This window comes from Methylomonas sp. HW2-6 (assembly GCF_052474525.1).
Genome location: NZ_CP184124.1, coordinates 2,500,705 through 2,520,140 on the forward strand (window position 1 = coordinate 2,500,705; position 19,436 = coordinate 2,520,140).

Consider the following 19,436-nt stretch of genomic DNA (forward strand, 5'->3'; position numbering starts at 1 on the left):
ATGCAAAGAATCGCGGTTGCCGGCGCTTCCGGGCGCATGGGCTTATGTTTGATCAAAGCGGCACTGGCCGCCCAGCAGGCCGAATTGACCGTTGCGGTATCGCGGCCGGGCAGTCTGGCCGTCGGCCGGGATGCCGGCGAATTGGCCGGTCTGGCGCCGGCAGGGGTGAGCGTTACCGACGATTTGGCTGCGGCCGCCGATCGCTTCGACGTGTTGATCGATTTTACCCGGCCCGACGCGTCGATGAATTACATCGAAATTTGCCGCGAGGCCGGGAAAAAAGTGGTGATCGGAACCACGGGCTATTCCGACGCGCAGAAAGCGGCCATAGCGGCCGCGGCTGACGATGTGGCGATGGTGATTGCGCCTAACTTCAGTGTCGGCGTCAATCTCTCGCTCAAATTGTTGGAAATGACCGCAAAAGTGATGGGCGATTACACCGATATCGAGGTGATCGAAGCCCACCACCGCCATAAAGTCGATGCGCCGTCCGGCACCGCATTGCGGATGGGCGAAGTCGTCGCGGCCGCGTTGGGGCGCGATCTGAAAGACTGCGCGATCTACGGTCGGGAAGGTGAAACCGGCGCCCGCGACCGCAAAACCATCGGTTTTTCGACGATTCGTGCCGGCGACATCGTCGGCGAGCATACGGTAATGTTTGCCGACGAAGGCGAGCGGGTCGAAATTACTCACAAGGCTAGCAGCCGGATGACGTTTGCCAACGGTGCGGTGCGCGCGGCAATTTGGTTGGCGGACAAACCCAAAGGCCTGTTCGATATGCAGGACGTGCTGGGCTTGAAAACTTGAGCCGGGCACGGTAGCGGCCGGGTTCGAGCCCGGCCTCAACGTCTTAAAATCAGCAATAACTTATATTCGCAGCGGCGTTACTGCGCCGGCCAGTTTATAATGCCGGTAGTCGGCGATAACCTGGGCGTGATCGAAAGCCAGAACGGCCGGCAAACTGTCGAATGTAAACAATCCGCAATTTTTCGCATCGTCCGCCGCCAACGGTTCGCCGTGGGCCGTTGCCAAATATACGGCAGTGACGGTGTGGTTACGCGGATCCCGGGCCGGGTTGGAATAAAGCCCGAGCAATGCGGTCAGTTCGACGTCCAATCCGGTTTCTTCCTTCGCTTCCCGAATCGCTGCATGTTCGACGGTCTCGCCGACGTCGACGAAGCCGCCGGGTACCGCCCAGCCGTATGGAGGGTATTTTCGTTCGATCAATACGAATGGGCGTTGCGGATGGTCGATCAATTCGATCAGGATGTCGGCGGCAAGTAGCGGTGTAATCGGTTTCGGCATGGCGGTCACGAGGCTGAGTTAAACGTTAGAATATCGATTGGCGTTAGTTTATACCGGTTTTTACCGGTAGCCGAAATGTGCGTGGCTCAGCAAAACGGCGTTTTCGGTTTGGCATGTCTGCCGGCCGGACTATAGTGCTATCGGGGAACCGACCGATGACTCGAGTCTGTGCCGACTGGAAATTAAATAAAAAAGAAATACATGAACGAATTTATTCCCGGCCAACGCTGGATCAGTAACACCGAATCGGAACTGGGTTTGGGCATGGTCGTCGAGGCCGAAGCCAATCGCGTCACCGTCTTGTTTTTAGCCACCGGCGACCGGCGGGTCTATGCCAAGGACAATGCGCCGCTGACGCGGGTCCAGTTCAGCGCAGGCGACGTTATCGAATCGGTGGAATACGCCAAGATCACGGTGCAGCAGGTACAGCAACACGCCGGCCTGCTGACCTATATCGGCTTGGATGAAGACGGTCAGTTGCAGCAAGTCGACGAAATGGAATTGAACCACCATATTCAATTCAACAAGCCGCAAGATCGCTTGTTTACCGGCCAATTCGACCCGACCGCCTGGTTTTTGCTGCGTTACGAGACCTGGTGCCGGCAACAGCAACATCAACAATCCGCCGTTAAAGGCTTGCAGGGCGCCCGCGCTGCGCTGATTCCGCACCAATTGTACATCGCGCACCAGGCCGCAAACCGCTCCGAGCCGCGCATCATGCTGGCCGACGAGGTCGGTTTAGGCAAAACCATCGAAGCCGGTTTGATCATTCAGCATCGCTTGATCAACGGACTGAGCCGGCGGGTCTTGATTCTGGTGCCGGAAAGCCTGATGTACCAATGGCTGGTGGAAATGCTGCGCCGCTTCAATTTGCGTTTCAGCCTGTTCGACGAGTCGCGCTGCATGTCGTTTGCCGACGAAGGCAATCCGTTTCTGCATGAGCAATTAATTCTGTGCAGCCAGCAGTTCTTCGCCGACTTTCCCGAGCGGCGCGAGCAGGCGCTCGATGCCGGCTGGGATTTGGTTGTCGTCGACGAGGCCCACCATCTGGAATGGAGCGCGGAGGCGCCGAGCGAAGAATATCTGTTCGTCGAGCAACTGGCCGCGGCGGCGCCGGGCTTGGTGTTATTGACCGCTACCCCGGAGCAATTGGGCAAGGAAAGTCATTTCGCCCGCCTGCGCCTGTTGGATCCGGACCGTTTTTACGATTTTCAGCAATTTCTGGCTGAGGAAAGCCAGTTCGAGCCGGTCGCCCGCCTGGCGAATCTGTTGATAGCCGGCGAAAGATTGGATGCCGAGCAGCAAGCGCTGTTGCAAAAGTTGCTGCAGCACGACAATGTCGACAACTGGTTGCAGCAAGTCAACGCAGAAGACGGTGGCGCGCGCGAAGAGTTGATCAAGCTGTTGTTGGATCACCACGGTACCGGGCGGATTTTGTATCGCAATTCGCGGCATACTGTACAGGGCTTTCCCGACCGGCAACGCCACGCCTATCCGTTGCAGGGCGAGGATAGCGCCGATTTGGCCAACAGTCCGTACTTGAATTGGCTGGTGGCCAAATTAAAAGCGCTGGGCGACGAAAAAGCCTTGCTGATTTGCAAACGGGCCGACACAGCGATCCAATTGGAACAGTTGCTACGGCACCATGTCGGCCATACTGCAGCGGTGTTTCACGAAGGCATGAGCATCGTCGAGCGCGACCGCGCCGCCGCGTTTTTCGCCGACGAAGAGAGTAGGGCGCAGTTGTTGGTGTGTTCGGAAATCGGCAGCGAAGGCCGCAATTTCCAATTCGTGAGGCATTTGATTCTGTTCGACTTGCCGGAAAATCCGGATTTATTGCAACAACGCATCGGTCGCCTGGACCGAATCGGGCAGAAGCACGTTATACAGATCCATATCCCTTATCTGGTCGGCAGCGCGCAGCACGTGCTCTACCGTTGGTACGAGGAAGGTTTGGATGCGTTCAGGCACAACTGTTCCGGTGCCGCACAAGTGTTGAAGTTGCTCGGCAGCGAATTGGACCAGGTATTGCACGGGCGCGAACCGGCTGCAATCGAAGCGTTGCTTGCCAAAACCCGCGACTTGAACAGCCGGGTGGAAGAAGAACTGCACAAGGGCCGCGATTTATTGCTGGAACTCAATTCCTGCCGGCCGCAGGAGGCTGCGCATTTGGTGGAAACGATCTATCAGAACGAGCGGGACGGCAGTTTGTGGCCTTACATGGAGGCGATGTTCGATTGTTACGGGGTCGATGTCGAGGACCATTCCCGGGATTGCTACATCTTATGGCCCAGCGAAAACCTGCGCATCGCCCATTTCCCGATGCTGCAGGACGACGGCCTGACCGTCACGGTCGACCGCGACATCGCCTTGGCCCGCGAGGACATGCAGTTTCTGACGGCTGAGCATCCGATGGTGTTGTCGGCGATGGATTTGGTATTGTCCAGCGAGACTGGTAACGCGGCGGTCAGCGTGGTCAAACATCCGCAGTTGAAAGCCGGGCAATTTTTGTTGGAGCTATTGTTCGTGGCCGAATGCAGTGCACCGGCCGAATTGCAGCTCGGTCGGTTTTTGCCGCACACGCCGATCCGCATCCTGGTCGACCAAAACAAACAAGATCTGACGGCGGCCGTCGGCCACGATAGTCTGACCGAGACCGGTGACAGCTTCGATAAACTGCAGGTCGCCCAGTTTTTGCACAGCCAGCGCCAGCACATTCAGGACATGATCCTGGTGGCCGAGCGGCTGGCTGCGGCACAGATGCAAAGGTTGGTTACCGAGAGTGGCAACCGGATGATCGCGGCCTTGACCGGCGAGATCAAGCGGCTGGTGCGCTTGAAAAAGATCAATCCGGGTATCAAACCGCAAGAAATCGAACAACTGAAACAGAAAACCATGCTGTCTCACGAATGCATCCAGGATACCCAGTTACGGCTGGATGCGGTGCGGTTCGTGATTACCAGTTAGCGGTCAATGCGTCTTGATAAATACGGTGGAGTTATCCAGTTCGATGCATTCGAACATCACATCGTCGATAGAGCCGTCGATGTGATCCACGTAATGCACGCCGCATTCGGAGTCGTTTTGTTGGTGTTTCAGGATGCCGTGGACGCTGAAGCAGGTGCCGGATTCGGGCAGCGTCATCGTAATTTTGATATGGCCGATGATTTCTGCCGCGATCGGTTGTTTCAGTCTGACGCGAATTCCGCTGTAACTGATGTCCAGAATATCGGCATCCAGTGCGATTTCCTGTTCAGCGGAGTAAAAGCGCAGGCCGGCTTGCAGGCCTTTGGGTTGTAATCTTGGGTGATTACGTTTCTCGGTCATCGGGCGCCTCCTTAGAAAGATTAACTTGCCTGTTAGGGTGGTTATTTTAGATAAAAAAGTCGGGTTTTGCCGATTTTTGGTTGGCAAAGCGGTGCTGGATATTTTGGATTCGCGTCCGGATTGGCGGGCGCCATGTTATAGGTTGATTCATGCTATTTTCAGAGTTGGGCTTATCCGAGCAACTGCTGCGAGCGGTTGCCGAGCAAGGCTATCAGACGCCAACGCCGATTCAGGCGCAGGCGATACCGGTTATTTTGCAAGGGCGTGACGTGTTGGCCGGGGCGCAGACCGGCACCGGCAAGACGGCTGGCTTCACGTTGCCGTTACTGCACATCCTGCAGCAACAGCCGATTCCGCAAAAGCCGCGGCCGGTCAGGGTGTTGGTGTTGACGCCGACCCGCGAACTGACCCTGCAGGTCTATGAAAGCGTCAGAACGTACGGCAGGCATTTGCCCTTGTTTGCCGAGGCGATCTTCGGTGGCGTCAGTATCAATCCGCAGATTCAGAAAATCCGCCGCGGCACCGATATCGTTGTCGCGACGCCGGGGCGCTTGCTGGATTTGATTCAGCAGCAGCATTTGGATCTGTCCAGTGTCGAGCATTTCGTGTTGGACGAGGCCGACCGCATGCTGGATATGGGCTTCATCCGCGATATTCGCAAAATCATCGCGCTGTTGCCGGAAAAACGCCAAAACCTGTTGTTTTCGGCGACGTATGCCCCGGAGATCAGCGCACTTGCCGAGCAATTGCTGAACGACCCGGTCGAGATCGCCGTGGCCAAACGCAATGCGGCCGCAGATACTGTTTCGCAATTGGTTTACGGCATTCAGCGCGAGTACAAACGCGAACTGTTGTCGTATTTGATCGGTCACGGCCATTGGCAACAAGTGTTGGTTTTCGTCCGTACCAAACACGGTGCGGACCGCTTATGTAAGCAATTGATCAAAGACGGCATTCGCTGCGCCGCTTTGCACGGCGACAAGAGTCAGGGCGCCCGGGTTCGGGCTTTGGACGATTTCAAGAAAGGCACGATTACCGCGTTGATCGCGACCGACATTGCGGCGCGCGGCCTGGATATCGATCAATTGCCGCATGTGGTCAACTTCGATTTGCCGCAGGTTGCCGAAGATTACGTCCATCGCATCGGCCGTACCGGCCGCGCCGGTGCCGAAGGGCAGGCTATTTCGTTGGTCGACCCGGAAGAGGCGCATCTGCTTGCGGCAATCGAAAAGTTATTGAAACGGCAGATTCCGCGCATCGCCGATACCGGTTATCCGCGAGTGTCGCTGGAGTCTGGCAACGCCAAGCCGCCGGCAAAGCCGGCGGCGGCGCGGTCCAAACCGCAGCAAACCGGGCGCCGCGCCCAATCCGGTACCGAAAAGCCCGAGCCGGGCAAACGCAGCCAGCCGCGCAAACCGCGCCGTGGCAACACTAACGCCGCTAAGCCTCGTTAGCGGCGGCAGCGCCGATGTGGATAGCCAGCCAGACTGTATCCTGGTCCGGGCTGGTCCAATCGACCCGGTGCTGGCAATGCGCCGGGATCATCACATAGTCTCCGGAAGACATCTCTAGCGCTGGCGCCGTTTTAAAACTCAGCCGCGCAGCGCCTTGCAGTACCATGACCCATTCTTCCCAGGCCTGATCGTACCAGGCATCGGTTTCGGTGAAATGCCCGCGCGAGACGATGCGCTCGATGCGCAGATTGGGCGCGGCGAGCAAGGTTTGGCATAATTCATCTGGCAACTGAACTGGAATGCCTGTAAAAATAGACGAACTGCTGATGCGCATAAGGCAGATAAAAATAAAAAATTTGGGGGAGGTTACGAATGAATACTACGCCGTTTAACACACTAATTCAGACTTTCATCGGCAATATACCCGACGCGATGCGGCTGTCCAGCCGCTTATGCGACAAAGCCAAAGCCTTGGATTTTCTGGCACCGCTGCTGATCCGCTTGTATTTGGCCCCGGTGTTCTGGATGGCCGGAACCAAGAAATTCGCCAATTTTTCCGATACGGCCGAATGGTTCGGCAATGGCGATTGGGGCTTAGGTTTGCCCGCGCCTTACGTGCTGGTGTTTTTGGTGGCGCTGTTCGAACTGGTCGGAGCGTTATGTATGTTATTGGGTTTTGCGACCCGGCCGATTTGCCTACCGTTGATGGTGATCATGGCGGTTGCCGCCGTCACCGCGCATTTGCAAAACGGTTGGCTGGCGATCGCCACCGGCAGCGGAATTTTTGCCACCGACCGGACGGTCGGCGCGATCGAACGCCTGGAGCGGGCCAAGGAAATTTTGCAGTCGCAAGGCGACTACGACTGGATCACCGAACACGGTGCCTTGGTCGTTTTGAATAACGGCATCGAATTTGCCGCAACTTATTTGGTGATGCTGCTGGCTCTATTTTTCTTGGGCGGTGGCCGTTTTGTCAGCGCCGATTATTGGTTGCGCCGCCGGTACGGAATTGACTGATAGTATCGCCACGCCGGCAAACTCTTGCTTGGGTGCAAGGTATCCATCGGTAACGCTTCAGTTGCGATAATTCTGTACCAGCACCCAAGGTTTGACTACCACGGCCCAGACCGAGCTGTCGGCGGCGACCCAGGCAGAAGCTTGGGCGTCGGAAACGTGGCCGACTTGTCCGGCATTCAGCCAAGCCTCGACCTGGCGTTTGTTATCCAACGCAAATTGGCTGGCGACCTCGATCAAATCCAATTCGTCGGCAACGGCTATTGCCAGGCCGGCGGCAAAAAAACGCTGCAATTCCGACCAGGGAATAGTCGACGTTTCCAGATTCATCTTGGCTTTTTCCAGATCGGCTACGGTCTCGCTCATTTACATTTTCCGGTTGTGGCGGGATGTTGTAGTATGCTGCGCTATTTTATCGCAACCCGGTTTTAAAACAGAAATGAGGAATTTTCATGTCGTTGTTGAGTTCATTTAAGAAGCGTTCGACCTTGGATGCCGCCATCAAACAAGTTGCTCAAGCCCGCAAAAGCGAAGGCAGCAAGGCCGAGCAACTGTATAAAGGCGCCTACCAAGGCTTCGCTAGCGTTATCGCCGACCATTTGATTGTATCCGAAGCACTTTATCACTGGGGATTTGGGCTGTTACACGAAGCCAGAAGTCTGGATGCACAACAAGCGATCGAAATCTACGAAGACGCGATTTCAAAATTTTCGTTTTGCTTGCTGACCGCACCGCATTATCTGGGAGCGGCCATCGACGGCGGCGTCGCCTTCATGGAACTGGCTCGCATCAGTCCGGATTCGGCAAAGCCGGAGTTGTACAAATTCGCCGAGGACTTTTTCGAAAAGGCCGGAGCAATTCAAAAAGGCAGTGCGGCTTACAATTTGGCTTGCATTCATGCGTTACGCGGCGACCACGATGCTTGCCTTAAAGCGTTGCAAACCGCTCGCGAATTCGGCAGTTTGCCGGACGAGCAGAACATTTTGCAGGACGCCGACATGGTCGCGGTAATCGATAGTCAGTGGTTCAAGGATTTTCTAGAGGAGCTGCGCAAACAACCGGAGCCGGCAACGGCGGACGAGACCAAAGATCAGCCGGTAGACGTTGAGCCGCGTTTTAAATTGGAAAAGAAAGAAGATTTCGATTACTACTCGAAATAGTCTTTGCTAGTCGGCGGCAGTCGCCTGCCGGTGCGGTCAAACCCCGCGAGCGCACCGCCGGGCGGGGTTTGTTGAGTAAGGATTTATTGCTTGGCGCCAGCTAACATGGTCGCCAGTTCGCCTTTGTTGTACAAATCGGTGACGATGTCGCAACCGCCTACCAATTGGCCGTCGATATACAGTTGCGGGTAAGTCGGCCAATTCGAATATTCCTTCAGCGCTTCCCGTAATTCCTGGTCTTCGAAAATATTGAAGTGGTTGTATTCGGCGTTACAGGCTTCCAATATTTGCACCACCCGGCTGGAAAAGCCGCATTGCGGAAATTCAGGCGTGCCTTTCATGTACAACAGTACGCGGTTTTCGGATAACTGATTTTGAATTTTTTCAATAATACTCATGGTTGATCTCGGTTGCTAAACGTTATTCGGATTCTATCGATCGCCATTGCGGATTAGAAGTTCAACTTCAAAACCATGGCTGGAGACTACAAACATACCGGTAAAACCGAGCATGCGGTAATGACTCTGCACAACTAAAGCAATATCGGTGCCAGCAATGCTTTAGTCGAACAGGTTCAGATTCAGCCCGCACCGGCGGCAGGCGGGGGTAGCGAAAAGCGTTCGCTAAAGCCGCTCCTATCTGATTCCGGAGCGGCCTGCCGATCAAGCTTATTTGGCTTTGGCCAATTCCGCGCGCATTTCGTCGATCACGGCTTTGTAGTCCGGTTTGCCGAAGATCGCGGAACCGGCAACGAAAGTATCGGCGCCGGCTTCTTTGATCTCGCGGATGTTGTCCACTTTCACGCCGCCGTCGATCTCCAGGCGGATATCGAAGCCGCTGTCGTCAATGATCTTTCTGACCTGGCGCAGCTTGTCCAGCGCCGACGGAATGAAAGATTGGCCGCCGAAGCCGGGGTTGACCGACATCAACAGGATCATGTCGCATTTATCCAGTACGTGGTCCAGAAAAGACAACGGTGTCGCCGGGTTGAACACCAGACCGGATTTGCAGCCGTGGTCGCGGATCATTTGCAGGCTGCGGTCGATGTGGCGCGAGGCTTCCGGATGGAAGGTAATGTAACTGGCGCCGGCTTTGGCGAAATCCGGAATGATGCGGTCGACCGGTTCGACCATCAAATGGACGTCGATCGGTGCGGTGACGCCGTGCTTGCGCAGCGCTTCGCAGACCAATGGACCGATAGTCAAATTAGGCACAAAATGGTTGTCCATCACATCGAAATGCACGATATCCGCACCGGCATTTAAAACATTAACGACTTCTTCGCCCAAGCGCGCGAAGTCTGCGGAAAGAATGGAAGGTGCAATCAGATTGTCAGCCATCTTTTGATCCTTATAGGTCGGGTTAAAAAGCGGCATTATAACTTTTTTCCGCAGTTTGGCTAAAACCGGGATGGGCAGCGGCCGACTAAGATGCCGTTTCCAGCCGTTCCTGGCGGTATGTGGCTAAAAAAGCCGCAAAATCCGCCGCACTCAGTGGGGCGCTGGTCAAAAATCCTTGGTATAAATCGCATTGCCGACTTTTTAAAAACGCCAGCTGCTCGGCAGTCTCGACGCCCTCGGCGATGACTCGCATGCGCAGGTTTTTGGCCATGGCGATGATTGTCGCGGTGATTTCCATGTCGTCGCTATGGTGCGGAATATCTTCGATAAAACTCCGGTCGATCTTCAACACGTCCAGCGGCAGTGATTTCAGATAGGCCAGGGACGAATAACCGGTGCCGAAATCGTCGATCGCCAGGTGTACGCCTAAGTCGTGTAAATTGTGCAGAATTTGGATCGCCTCCTTTTCGCGCTTCATCAACGCGCTTTCCGTCAATTCCAGTTCCAGCAGATGAGCCGGGAAGCCGGTTTCCTGTAAGGTTTTGGTGACCACGCTGCGGATATCGCTGTGCAGGAATTGTTGTGGCGACAGATTGACCGCCAGCCGCAACGGTGGCAAGCCGGCGTCCAACCATTCCCGCCCTTGGCGGCAAGTTTCCCGTAACACCCAATTGCCGATCGCTGTAATCAATCCGGATTCTTCGGCGATCGGAATGAAGTGGGCCGGCGAAATTAATTCTCCAGCTGAGGTCAGCCAACGCACCAGCGCTTCGGCGGCGAGAATCTCGCCGGATTCGACATCAATCTGCGGCTGGAAAAATACCCTCAATTCGCCGCGCTCTAGCGCTTGGCGCAGGCGAATCTCGATATCGATACGTTCGCGGGCAGCGCGGGTCAAGTCCTCGGAAAAATACTTGAACCGGTTGCGGCCTTCGTTCTTAGCTTGGTAGAGCGCGGTGTCGGCGTGCTGGATCAACTCGTCCGGGCAGGTACCGTGCTTCGGAAACAGCGAAATGCCGACGCTGACGCCGATGCGTACTTCGTTGCCACTCGGTAGGCACCAAGTCTGGCTCAAGGTCTTGATGATTTGGGTGGCGACTTGGGCCGCGGCTTCCGGATGGCCGATGTCTTCCAGTAAGATTACGAATTCGTCGCCACCCAGGCGGCATACGGTATCGGAACTGCGCAGGCGTGCAGTCAATTGCTGCGCGACCATTTGCAGCAAATTGTCGCCGGCCAAATGGCCGAAGCTGTCGTTGACATCCTTGAAACGGTCAAGGTCCAGCATTAGCACCGCCATTTGGGCCGATTGGCGCCGAGTTTTTTCGATCGTATGCTGTAGACGAGACAGAAACAGCATTCGGTTCGGCAGCTTGGTCAGCGGGTCGTGATGGGCCAGAAATTCCAGTTCCTTTTCCGAAGCCTTCAGTTTGGTGATGTCGGCAAACACGCCGACATAGTGGCTGACCGCGCCGTCTCCACTCCGCACGGTACTGATACTCAATAGCTCCGGATAAATGTCGCCGTGTTTCCGGCGATTCCAGATTTCGCCCTGCCAGTGGTCGGTCGCGGCGATGCTACTCCACATCTCCCGGTAAAACTCGCTATCGTGCCGGCCGGAACTGAGCAGGCGCGGACTGTTGCCGATCACTTCTTCCGCGCTGTATCCGGTAATGGTGGTGAACGCCTTATTCACCATCATGATGCGGCGGTCGGCGTCGGTGACCATGACGCCCTCGCGGGTACTTTCGAAAACCGCTGCGGCCTGACCGAGCGTTTCTTCGTTGGCTTTGATTTCGGAAATATCGGTAATCGTGCCGACGTAGCCCAGCAAATTGCCGGTCTCGTCCAATTCCGGCTCCGCCCGGCCTATCACCCAGCGGATTTGGCCGTCGAGGTGTTGAAACCGGTATTGCAGGGTAAAGGGCTTGGCCGCGGCTATGCAGGCGGCCCACTCGGCTTTGACGCGCTCCAGATCGTCGATGAAAATAGCGGCAGCCCAGCCGTCGCCGTGCGCCTGATGGTGGCTGAGGCCGGAAATTTCGCACCAGCGCTGGTTTACATAGTCGCAGCTTCCATCGCGGTCGGTACGAAAAATACCGACCGGGGCGATCTTCGACAAGGTGTGGAACAACAGTTCGCTTTCCTGTAACGCGATTTCGGCTTGCTTGCGGGCGGTAATGTCGCGCAGAGCAATCACAAAAGCCGGGGCCGCATCCCACTCCAATGGGGTGGAACGCATTTCGGCCCAGGCGATGCCGCTGGGTCGGATCAGATTGATATCGTGGTGAACGGCTTGGTCGATGGTCACCGGGATTGCCAGTGCCTGGCCGGTCAGCGGACCGCGTTCCAGCAGTTGTTCGGCGGCTTGATTGGCGTAAAGAACGATGCCTTGCGGGTCGACCACCATCACGCCGTCGGTGATGGTGTTTAACATCAGCTTCAGTTGTTTGAGAGTCTGCGGCATCGGTTAGAGTCTGGATTAGCTTTTGGCTCTGACGGTCAGGACGCCGGCACCCTGCGTTTGGGGCGTGGTTGCCGCGACTATTGGATACATCTGCGACAAGTTGCCGAGCAGTTTCTGATACAAGCCATTATCCAGAGTAAAAGAGCTTGCGAAGGTTTTTATATCCGACGTTTTATCCGGCATGTCCTGTGTCGGGCTGGTTTGTTCTATCAGGTGCCGGGAGTCAGGATGCGGCGATGCTTCAAAGCGCGTCAAGCACGAATTGAACGCGCTGGGTTCAGCCGGACTCTCGTTAACCAACAAGATGGTGTTTACCATGAGATAGTTCTTTGAACGTCGAGAATGAGGATCGTGGAAATTTTAACCGGATGCCGTAACCCGGACCGCGCTAGTCTCCAAAGTCGTAGTTCTGCAAAAACGCCAAAAATACCTCCTCAATTGCGCCAATTGCTCAAGGGGCGATGCCTGTGAAAGTTTCCTGGACAAGCACTTGTTCTATAATCGCAAGCTTTTGTCTTTCCGCCAAGGAGAACTTATGGCCGCCACCGCTTCCGCGATGTTGCCGCTCGGTACCGTCGCTCCCGATTTCCGCTTGCCCGACACCGTGACCGGTCGCGAATTCGCGTTGCAGGATTTACGCGGCGAGCGGGCGACGCTGATCATGTTCATCTGCAACCATTGCCCCTACGTTTTGCACGTCAAGCAACAGCTGATCGCGATCGCCCGCGATTATGCCGACGCCGGCGTCGCAACCATCGCCATCAGCGCTAACGATGTCGCCAATTTTCCGGAGGATGCGCCGGACCGGATGAAAGCGATGATGGCCGAGTGGGGCAATCCGTTTGCCGCCTACCTGTACGACGAAACCCAGGCGGTGGCCAAGGCTTATCAGGCTGCCTGCACGCCGGACATCTATCTGTTCGATGCCGATTTGGCCTGCGTTTATCGGGGCCGGCTGGATGCGGCGACGCCAAAGAATGCCGAGCCGGTGACCGGCGCCGATTTGCGCAACGCCTTGGACGATCTGCTTGCCGGCCGGCCGGTCAGTGCCGAACAGATTCCGAGCATAGGCTGCAATATCAAATGGAAGCCGGCGCAATAAGCCCGGTGAGTTACCCATAGGCCAGGAGCGCGCCGGCTTTTGCTGCCGATATTTTTGCCAGCTTGAGGACATGCACTATGCTTGATCCGATCATTTCACCGGGAGGCACCCATGGCAGAACAACAGGCTCAGCCGCTGCATTTCAGCGGTAGCGGCGGCGAGTATTTTCGACTTTGGATAGTCAACGTTTGTTTGAGTATCGTGACGTTCGGGGTTTATTCGGCCTGGGCCAAAGTGCGGCGCAACCAGTACTTCTACCGGCATACTCGTCTGGCCGGAGCCGGTTTTGATTATCACGGCGACCCCAAAGCCATCTTGAAGGGCCGCCTGATTGCCTTTGCCCTGTTCGCCGCGTACACGCTGACTAGCGGTTTCTCGCCCGCGGCCGCGACGATGATTCTGATTCTGATCATGGCCTTGGCGCCTTGGTTACTGGTGCGGTCGCTGCGTTTCAGATTGCACAATACCAGCTACCGCGGCTTGCGCTTTGGGTTTCGCGGCCAGACCGGGCCGGCTTATCTGGCGTTTTTGCTGTGGCCGCTACTGGCCGGTTTCAGCTTGGGTTTGTTATGGCCGTTCGCCCAGCAACGCATGGCCGCCTACACCCGCAACCACAGCGCGTACGGCAGTGCCGAGTTCCGTTTTTCGGCGACGGCCGCCGCGTATTACGGAATTTATCTGATGACGCTGATGTTGGGTGTGGTTCTGTTCGCCGGTTTGACGGTATTGACCAGTGTGCTGGGAAGCAACGGTTGGTTCGCCGTGGAAGAAGGCCAGTTGACGGCAATGAGCTTGTTGCTGGCGGCGTTCGGTACCTATCTGGGGCTGCTGTTATTTGCGTATCCCTACGTCACCGCGCGTTTGCAGAATCTGGTTTGGGCGACGACGACGCTGGGCGAACACCGTTTCGTAGCCAATGTCAGCGCTTACCAGTTGCTCGGTCTGATGTTGAGTAACGTCGTGTTGGTGATACTGACGCTGGGATTGTATAAGCCGTTTGCCGATATCAGGCTGGCGCGTTACCGGATCGAACATCTGCAAGTACTGGTGGCCGGCAGTATGGACGATTTCGTGGCCGGACTGCAGGCCAACGCTTCGGCTGCTGGCGACGAAATGGCCGAAATGTTCGATTTCGATATCGGCTTGTAAATGCGGGTAGCAGCGGTTTATTACGACGGCCGTAGCGCTAAGGCTCATCCGGTCACGTTATGCCTGGAGGACGATAAACTGTTGTTGCAGGGTAAGGAAGTGGTTCGCCGCGAGGTGTTGACGGGCCTGGAGATTCAGCCGCCGCTTGCGAGCACGCCATGGGTAGTGCTGTTTGCCGACGGTGCTCGTTGCGAGGTGGCGGATAGCCGCGGCTTTGCCGAGTTGTTTCCCGGCACCGACAGCCGGGTGGCTGCGTTGGAAAATAGTTGGCGCTGGTCGGGATTTGCACTGCTGCTGGTTTTGGTGATCGCCGGCGCCGGGTACGTGTGGGGCTTGCCTTATGCCGCGCAACGGCTGGCGGAACGTATTCCGGTCGAGCTGGCCCAGAGCCTGGACCGGCAGGTTCTGGCCGATCTGGACCGGCATCTGTTGCAACCCAGCCGGTTAAGCCCTGAGCGCCAGGGGCAAATCAATGCCAAGCTCGGGAATTTGGTTTTAGCCGATGAGGCGGGGCGGCCGGCCGGATTGGAGTTCCGGGCCAGTGCGGAACTAGGTGCCAATGCCTTTACGTTGCCGGGCGGCAATGTGGTCGTGTTGGACGCTCTGATCGAATTGGCGGATGATGACGAACAGATCGTCGCGGTTTTGCTTCACGAGATGGGACACGTGGCCGGAAGGCATGCCTTGCGGCAGTTGTTGCAGGCGTCCGCGGTCGGTTTGGCGCTGGCGTGGTACGTCGGCGATTTCAGTCAAGTGCTGGCCGCGGCGCCGGCCTTATTGCTGGAAGCCCGCTATTCGCGCGAATTCGAACGCGATGCCGATCAATTTGCCGCCGATGCGCTAAAGGCCAACGCCATTCCGCCCGGCCGTCTGGCGGATATGCTGCAGAAATTGGAAGCGGCCCGGCAAGGCAACTACAACCGGAAGTTTGCCGACGGTTTGGATTATCTATCCAGTCACCCGAGTAGCGAAGAGCGCATCAACCGTCTGCGCAGTCAATGAGTCGCTGCCGATTTTTCAAGATCAAGAGTGAGCAAATGATTAAATCCTGCTACGGCTTTGTGCTGGCGGCGTGGTTCGCGGCCGGTTGTGCCCAGCCGGTGCAACCGCAGGCCGCACCGGATACGGCTCGATTACACCATTTGGCGATCGTCTGGCTCAAGCAGCCGGGCAATGACCAATTGCGTCGGCAATATATAGAGGCAAGCCGGCCGCTGGCCGGCTTGCCTGGAGTAGTGGCCTACGAAGCCGGCACCCCGGTCGCAGTTCAGCGCAGCCGGCCCAACGCGGCGCTGGACGAAAGTTATGATGTGGCGATTTACGGCGTGTTCGAGAGTCGGCAAGCGTACGAACAGTTTCTGAAAAACCCGGAATATTTACGCGTCGCCCAGCAAGTGTTGCGGCCGTTGGTGGATAAGTACAAGCTTTACGAGTTCGCGGAGCCGGACTGGCCGAAACTGCCTTAACCGTTATCGGTTAAGGTGATCGGAACGGTCTCCGCGATTAATCAGAGCGGGTGGTTGCGGTGTTATTGTTTTAAAGCCGAAGCCACTGCGGCGCGGCGAGTGATTTCGGCCCAATCGCCGGCGTCGACCAGATCGGCCGGCGCCATCCAAGAGCCGCCCACACAGGCCACGTTATTCAGCGCCAAATACTCCGGCGCGTTTTTCGGGTTGACGCCGCCGGTCGGGCAGAATGTGACTTGCGGTAGCGGGCCGCCGAGCGATTTCAGCATAGGAATGCCGCCGGCGGCTTCGGCCGGGAAGAATTTCATCGCGGTGATGCCTTTGTCCAGCAAACGCATCACTTCGCTTGGCGTAATGACGCCCGGCAGCAACGGCACGCTGGTTTCCAATGCCGCATCCAACAGGCTCTCGGTGACGCCGGGGCTGACGATGAACTGGGCGCCGGCGTCGAGAGCATGGTGCAGAGTCTGAACGTTGATGATGGTACCGGCGCCGACGATCGCGCCGGGCACCTCGGCTTTGATCTGGCGGATCGCGTCCAGGGCCACTGGCGTGCGCAAGGTTATTTCCAGCACTTTCAAGCCGCCGTCGACCAGGGCTTTGGCCAGCGGGACGGCGTTTTCCAGATTATTGATCACCATGACCGGCATTACCGGCGAGGTGGTCATGACTTGTTTGATGGTTACGGTCATAGCTTATGTTTCTCTCTGTTGGCGGTGCTGCGCCCGCGGGCGGACACGGTGGCCCGGCTGAGGGACTTGATCGAGTATTCCCTGTGCCGGGCTTGGGTTGTAGTTATTGTTAATCCACGTAAAACAAGTTGGTGGCTCCGGTTTCCGCCGACGAGGCGTGGGCGCGGAAGCCGCCGAACAATTCCCGGCCCATGCCGAAATGATGGCCTTTGGCGGTATTGGCTGCCACGGTGCGGGCTTCGAATTCGGCCGAATCGATTTGGACGTTGACTTCGCCGGTCTGGGTGTTCAGCGCGATGATGTCGCCGTCGCGAACCTTGGCCAACGGGCCGCCGTCCAAACATTCCGGACACATGTGAATTGCCGACGGCACTTTGCCGGAGGCGCCGGACATGCGGCCGTCGGTAATCAATGCTACTTTGAATCCTCTATCCTGCAATACGCCGAGCGGTGGCGTCAGTTTGTGCAGTTCCGGCATGCCATTCGCTTTCGGGCCTTGAAAGCGGAGCACGACGATGCAGTCTTTTTCCAGCTCGCCGCGTTTGAAGGCGGCAACCACGTCGTCCTGATCGTCGAATACCACCGCCGGAGCAGTGACGACTTGGTGTTGCTCGGCGACCGCGGAAATTTTCGATACGCCGCGGCCCAGGTTGCCGTGCATCACGGTGAGGCCGCCGGTCGATTGGAACGGTTTGCTTACCGAGCTGATCACCGTTTCGTCTTGGCTGGCGCCAGGGCCTTCCGCCCAATGCAGTTCGCCGTCGGTCAGTTTTGGTTCCCGGCTGTATTGCGCCATGCCGCGTTCGTCGCCGATGGTCAAAATGTCGCCGTGCAGCAGGCCGTTGCGCAGCAGTTCGGCAATCAAGACGCCCATGCCGCCGGCCGCTTGGAAGTGGTTGACGTCGGCCGAACCGTTCGGGTAAATCTTGGCCAGTAGCGGTACGATTTTCGACAATTTGTCGAAGTCGTCCCAGTTGATGATGACGCCGGCGGCGCGGGCGATTGCGATCAGATGGATGGTGTGGTTGGTCGAGCCGCCGGTGGCCAGTAAGCCGATGATGGCGTTGATGATGGCTTTTTCGTCGATGGCATGGCCGATAGGACGAAAATCGTCACCCAACGCGGTGAATTTCAAAATTTGCCGAGCGGCCGCTTTGGTCAGCTCGTCGCGTAGCGGCGTATAGGGGTTGACAAAGGAACTGCCGGGCAGATGCAGGCCCATGATTTCGACCATCATCTGGTTGCTGTTGGCCGTGCCGTAGAAAGTGCAGGTGCCTGGGCTGTGGTAAGACTGGGATTCCGACTCCAGCAACTCCTTGCGGCCGACCTTGCCTTCGGCGTACAACTGGCGTATGCGCACCTTTTCTTTGTTAGGCAGGCCGCTCGGCATCGGGCCGGCCGGGACGAATACTGCCGGCAAATGGCCGAAGCTCAAGGCGCCGATCAGCAGGCCAGGTACAATTTTGTCGCAGACGCCCAAATATAAGGCGGCGTCGAACATATTGTGGCTGAGGCCGATCGCAGTCGCCATCGCGATTACGTCGCGGCTGAACAGTGACAACTCCATACCGGGCTGGCCTTGAGTGACGCCGTCGCACATTGCCGGCACGCCGCCAGCGAATTGCGCCACGCCGCCGGCTTCGCGCACGGCTTGTTTGATCAGGGTCGGGAAGTCCTTGTAAGGTTCATGGGCCGACAACATGTCGTTGTAGGCGGAGATGATTGCAATATTGGCTTTTTGCGCGCCGGCCAGATCGTCTTTTTCGTCGCTGGCGCAAGCGGCAAAGCCGTGGGCCAGGTTACCGCAAGCCAGTTTGGCGCGGTGCGGGCCTTTTTCGACGGCGGCGTCGATGCGGGCAAGATAAGCCGCACGAGTTTCGCGGCTGCGTTTCACCACGTCTGCGGTGACTTTTTCTAAAGAGGGATGCATAAATTATCCTGATGCTTGACTTGGTGGCCTACATAGAGAATCGCGTTCTCCGTGCTAGGGTGGTTCGTTTGGCTAATGCGTATTCGGCTTTTTTTCCAATATGATCCAAAAGCTCAACCAGCTCAATAAGTCGCGGCTCACAGACCTGAACTCCGACGCCAATTTGGGCATGATGCGATCTATCTGCTCGGCGCCGAGCTGGTCGATCGGTGCCAACTGCGTAATCTCCAGACCCGCTTTGCCCGCGGCTTCGACGTATTTGTTTGCGCGCCAACGGTTCGGAAAGCCTTTGTGGGAGTACATCAATCGGTACAGCAGCCGCGGCCAGGTTAAAAAGTCGAACGCTTGGTAACGGTCCAAGCCGTGGCTTTTCAGATCGACCTTGTGAATCGATTTTCCGTCCGGTTTTAACGCAGCGTCGATATCGGCAAACGTGGCATCGATATCGTCGACATGTTCCAGCACCGCCCGGGAAATAATCAAGTCGTAAGCCAGGCTTTCGCCGGACAATCCGTTTGGGGTGACCGCGTAGTTGACGGTGCCGGCGCTGAATCCGCTTTCCGGATCTCCGCTGCTGTTGAAGGCAGCCATCGCCCTGGATTTCTCGTCGCCGGTCAAGCCTTCGCAGAGGGCTTTATAGATCTCGGCGTTTTTGGCATTGATTTTATTCAGCGGAAATCGGTCGACGCAGCGAACCTGTGCCGCGCCGTAGGCGTATAACAACAATGCGACCCCGAGCACGTCGCCAGGCCCGTATTCCAAAATAGTCTTGCCGGCCAGAAACGTTTTGAATTCCGCCGGTTCCAGACCCAATTGCCGGCGGTAATCTTCCACGCACTCGAAAAAATAGCCGGCAACCTCTACAGAGCTGCCTTCATCGCCGCCGCGCCCGGTTTGGCCGGTAAGGCGGACATAAAGGCCAGGCGAGAATCGGGCGATTTGATTGGTGGCAAAAGCCTTCGAAAAAAGGAGGATGTCTTTGCAAATGTTCTCGGTGTACAAAAGCGGCTCCTTTTCAGCGTTAATTATG

General features: G+C 56.8%; 20 protein-coding genes. 9 read left to right on the top strand and 11 right to left on the bottom strand.

The features are described 5' to 3' along the window. Complete coding sequence (dapB, locus tag ACH518_RS12435) at positions 1 to 807, top strand: 4-hydroxy-tetrahydrodipicolinate reductase (RefSeq protein WP_445370310.1); 807 nt, start codon at positions 1 to 3, stop codon at positions 805 to 807. Between the two features lie 60 nt (positions 808 to 867). Here dapB and ACH518_RS12440 read toward each other — a convergent pair whose 3' ends face one another. Beyond that, a complete protein-coding gene (locus tag ACH518_RS12440) occupies positions 868 to 1,305 on the bottom strand; it encodes an NUDIX hydrolase (RefSeq protein WP_278212324.1) in 438 nt (145 codons plus the stop codon). A 201-nt stretch (positions 1,306 to 1,506) separates the two neighbouring features. On the opposite strand from ACH518_RS12440, the gene rapA reads away from it, so the two are divergent. Continuing rightward, on the top strand, positions 1,507 to 4,272 hold the full coding sequence (rapA, locus tag ACH518_RS12445; protein ID WP_445370311.1) for an RNA polymerase-associated protein RapA: 2,766 nt from the start codon (positions 1,507 to 1,509) through the stop codon (positions 4,270 to 4,272). Between the two features lie 3 nt (positions 4,273 to 4,275). Here the strand turns inward: rapA and ACH518_RS12450 are convergent, their stop codons facing one another. Then, positions 4,276 to 4,632, bottom strand: coding sequence for a PilZ domain-containing protein (locus ACH518_RS12450; RefSeq protein ID WP_278212322.1), 357 nt, complete (start codon positions 4,630 to 4,632; stop codon positions 4,276 to 4,278). A 149-nt stretch (positions 4,633 to 4,781) separates the two neighbouring features. On the opposite strand from ACH518_RS12450, the gene ACH518_RS12455 reads away from it, so the two are divergent. Then, positions 4,782 to 6,086 carry a DEAD/DEAH box helicase gene (locus tag ACH518_RS12455; protein WP_445370312.1) on the top strand — a complete coding sequence of 435 codons (1,305 nt, stop codon included), beginning with the start codon at positions 4,782 to 4,784 and terminating at the stop codon, positions 6,084 to 6,086. Here the strand turns inward: ACH518_RS12455 and ACH518_RS12460 are convergent. Beyond that, positions 6,073 to 6,375 (bottom strand): cupin domain-containing protein, encoded by a 303-nt coding sequence (locus tag ACH518_RS12460; RefSeq protein ID WP_445370313.1) that lies wholly within the window; start codon positions 6,373 to 6,375, stop codon positions 6,073 to 6,075. The genes ACH518_RS12455 and ACH518_RS12460 overlap by 14 nt on opposite strands. Before the next feature lie 83 nt (positions 6,376 to 6,458). Between ACH518_RS12460 and ACH518_RS12465 the strand changes: the two genes are divergently transcribed. Then, on the top strand, positions 6,459 to 7,103 hold the full coding sequence (locus tag ACH518_RS12465; protein WP_445370314.1) for an HvfX family Cu-binding RiPP maturation protein: 645 nt from the start codon (positions 6,459 to 6,461) through the stop codon (positions 7,101 to 7,103). Between the two features lie 57 nt (positions 7,104 to 7,160). On the opposite strand, the gene ACH518_RS12470 is transcribed toward ACH518_RS12465, so the two are convergent. After that, positions 7,161 to 7,466, bottom strand: coding sequence for a DUF2288 domain-containing protein (locus ACH518_RS12470; protein ID WP_445370315.1), 306 nt, complete (start codon positions 7,464 to 7,466; stop codon positions 7,161 to 7,163). A gap of 86 nt (positions 7,467 to 7,552) precedes the next feature. On the opposite strand from ACH518_RS12470, the gene ACH518_RS12475 reads away from it, so the two are divergent. Next, positions 7,553 to 8,260 carry a TPR end-of-group domain-containing protein gene (locus ACH518_RS12475; protein ID WP_140913293.1) on the top strand — a complete coding sequence of 236 codons (708 nt, stop codon included), beginning with the start codon at positions 7,553 to 7,555 and terminating at the stop codon, positions 8,258 to 8,260. 83 nt (positions 8,261 to 8,343) lie between these two features. Here the strand turns inward: ACH518_RS12475 and grxD are convergent, their stop codons facing one another. From grxD to ACH518_RS12495, 4 genes are all read right to left on the bottom strand, one after another. Further along, positions 8,344 to 8,658, bottom strand: a complete 315-nt coding sequence (gene grxD / locus ACH518_RS12480) for a Grx4 family monothiol glutaredoxin (protein ID WP_278212318.1) — start codon at positions 8,656 to 8,658, stop codon at positions 8,344 to 8,346. A gap of 270 nt (positions 8,659 to 8,928) precedes the next feature. Further along, positions 8,929 to 9,600 (bottom strand): ribulose-phosphate 3-epimerase, encoded by a 672-nt coding sequence (gene rpe / locus ACH518_RS12485; protein ID WP_140913295.1) that lies wholly within the window; start codon positions 9,598 to 9,600, stop codon positions 8,929 to 8,931. Between the two features lie 85 nt (positions 9,601 to 9,685). After that, on the bottom strand, positions 9,686 to 12,067 hold the full coding sequence (locus ACH518_RS12490; RefSeq protein WP_445370316.1) for a sensor domain-containing protein: 2,382 nt from the start codon (positions 12,065 to 12,067) through the stop codon (positions 9,686 to 9,688). 15 nt (positions 12,068 to 12,082) lie between these two features. After that, positions 12,083 to 12,385: a hypothetical protein gene (locus ACH518_RS12495; RefSeq protein ID WP_445370317.1), complete on the bottom strand. Its 303-nt coding sequence runs from the start codon at positions 12,383 to 12,385 to the stop codon at positions 12,083 to 12,085. Positions 12,386 to 12,602: 217 nt separating this feature from the next. Here ACH518_RS12495 and ACH518_RS12500 point away from each other — a divergent pair, with 217 nt between their 5' ends. From ACH518_RS12500 to ACH518_RS12515, 4 genes are all read left to right on the top strand, one after another. Continuing rightward, entirely contained in the window at positions 12,603 to 13,169 is a 567-nt protein-coding gene (locus ACH518_RS12500; protein ID WP_445370318.1) for a thioredoxin family protein, read from the top strand. Between the two features lie 111 nt (positions 13,170 to 13,280). Beyond that, complete coding sequence (locus ACH518_RS12505; protein WP_445370319.1) at positions 13,281 to 14,318, top strand: YjgN family protein; 1,038 nt, start codon at positions 13,281 to 13,283, stop codon at positions 14,316 to 14,318. Then, on the top strand, positions 14,319 to 15,320 hold the full coding sequence (locus ACH518_RS12510; protein WP_445370320.1) for a M48 family metallopeptidase: 1,002 nt from the start codon (positions 14,319 to 14,321) through the stop codon (positions 15,318 to 15,320). A 35-nt stretch (positions 15,321 to 15,355) separates the two neighbouring features. Continuing rightward, positions 15,356 to 15,784, top strand: coding sequence for a Dabb family protein (locus ACH518_RS12515; protein WP_445370321.1), 429 nt, complete (start codon positions 15,356 to 15,358; stop codon positions 15,782 to 15,784). Positions 15,785 to 15,846: 62 nt separating this feature from the next. On the opposite strand, the gene ACH518_RS12520 is transcribed toward ACH518_RS12515, so the two are convergent. The 3 genes from ACH518_RS12520 to ACH518_RS12530 all read right to left on the bottom strand — a co-directional run bounded on the left by ACH518_RS12520 (position 15,847) and on the right by ACH518_RS12530 (position 19,408). Beyond that, positions 15,847 to 16,476 (bottom strand): bifunctional 4-hydroxy-2-oxoglutarate aldolase/2-dehydro-3-deoxy-phosphogluconate aldolase, encoded by a 630-nt coding sequence (locus tag ACH518_RS12520; RefSeq protein ID WP_140913302.1) that lies wholly within the window; start codon positions 16,474 to 16,476, stop codon positions 15,847 to 15,849. Positions 16,477 to 16,585: 109 nt separating this feature from the next. Next, positions 16,586 to 18,406: a phosphogluconate dehydratase gene (gene edd, locus ACH518_RS12525; protein ID WP_445370322.1), complete on the bottom strand. Its 1,821-nt coding sequence runs from the start codon at positions 18,404 to 18,406 to the stop codon at positions 16,586 to 16,588. A gap of 72 nt (positions 18,407 to 18,478) precedes the next feature. Continuing rightward, positions 18,479 to 19,408 (bottom strand): methyltransferase domain-containing protein, encoded by a 930-nt coding sequence (locus tag ACH518_RS12530; protein WP_445370323.1) that lies wholly within the window; start codon positions 19,406 to 19,408, stop codon positions 18,479 to 18,481. Between the last annotated feature and the right edge of the window lie 28 nt (positions 19,409 to 19,436).

What these genes read in the sequence shown, in the direction of transcription:
- dapB (WP_445370310.1), top strand. Translation starts at nt 1, where the DNA reads ATGCAAAGAATCGCGGTTGCCGGCGCTTCCGGGCGCATGGGCTTATGT.
- ACH518_RS12440 (WP_278212324.1), bottom strand. Translation starts at nt 1,305, where the DNA reads ATGCCGAAACCGATTACACCGCTACTTGCCGCCGACATCCTGATCGAA.
- rapA (WP_445370311.1), top strand. Translation starts at nt 1,507, where the DNA reads ATGAACGAATTTATTCCCGGCCAACGCTGGATCAGTAACACCGAATCG.
- ACH518_RS12450 (WP_278212322.1), bottom strand. Translation starts at nt 4,632, where the DNA reads ATGACCGAGAAACGTAATCACCCAAGATTACAACCCAAAGGCCTGCAA.
- ACH518_RS12455 (WP_445370312.1), top strand. Translation starts at nt 4,782, where the DNA reads ATGCTATTTTCAGAGTTGGGCTTATCCGAGCAACTGCTGCGAGCGGTT.
- ACH518_RS12465 (WP_445370314.1), top strand. Translation starts at nt 6,459, where the DNA reads ATGAATACTACGCCGTTTAACACACTAATTCAGACTTTCATCGGCAAT.
- ACH518_RS12470 (WP_445370315.1), bottom strand. Translation starts at nt 7,466, where the DNA reads ATGAGCGAGACCGTAGCCGATCTGGAAAAAGCCAAGATGAATCTGGAA.
- ACH518_RS12475 (WP_140913293.1), top strand. Translation starts at nt 7,553, where the DNA reads ATGTCGTTGTTGAGTTCATTTAAGAAGCGTTCGACCTTGGATGCCGCC.
- grxD (WP_278212318.1), bottom strand. Translation starts at nt 8,658, where the DNA reads ATGAGTATTATTGAAAAAATTCAAAATCAGTTATCCGAAAACCGCGTA.
- rpe (WP_140913295.1), bottom strand. Translation starts at nt 9,600, where the DNA reads ATGGCTGACAATCTGATTGCACCTTCCATTCTTTCCGCAGACTTCGCG.
- ACH518_RS12490 (WP_445370316.1), bottom strand. Translation starts at nt 12,067, where the DNA reads ATGCCGCAGACTCTCAAACAACTGAAGCTGATGTTAAACACCATCACC.
- ACH518_RS12495 (WP_445370317.1), bottom strand. Translation starts at nt 12,385, where the DNA reads ATGGTAAACACCATCTTGTTGGTTAACGAGAGTCCGGCTGAACCCAGC.
- ACH518_RS12500 (WP_445370318.1), top strand. Translation starts at nt 12,603, where the DNA reads ATGGCCGCCACCGCTTCCGCGATGTTGCCGCTCGGTACCGTCGCTCCC.
- ACH518_RS12505 (WP_445370319.1), top strand. Translation starts at nt 13,281, where the DNA reads ATGGCAGAACAACAGGCTCAGCCGCTGCATTTCAGCGGTAGCGGCGGC.
- ACH518_RS12510 (WP_445370320.1), top strand. Translation starts at nt 14,319, where the DNA reads ATGCGGGTAGCAGCGGTTTATTACGACGGCCGTAGCGCTAAGGCTCAT.
- ACH518_RS12515 (WP_445370321.1), top strand. Translation starts at nt 15,356, where the DNA reads ATGATTAAATCCTGCTACGGCTTTGTGCTGGCGGCGTGGTTCGCGGCC.
- ACH518_RS12520 (WP_140913302.1), bottom strand. Translation starts at nt 16,476, where the DNA reads ATGACCGTAACCATCAAACAAGTCATGACCACCTCGCCGGTAATGCCG.
- edd (WP_445370322.1), bottom strand. Translation starts at nt 18,406, where the DNA reads ATGCATCCCTCTTTAGAAAAAGTCACCGCAGACGTGGTGAAACGCAGC.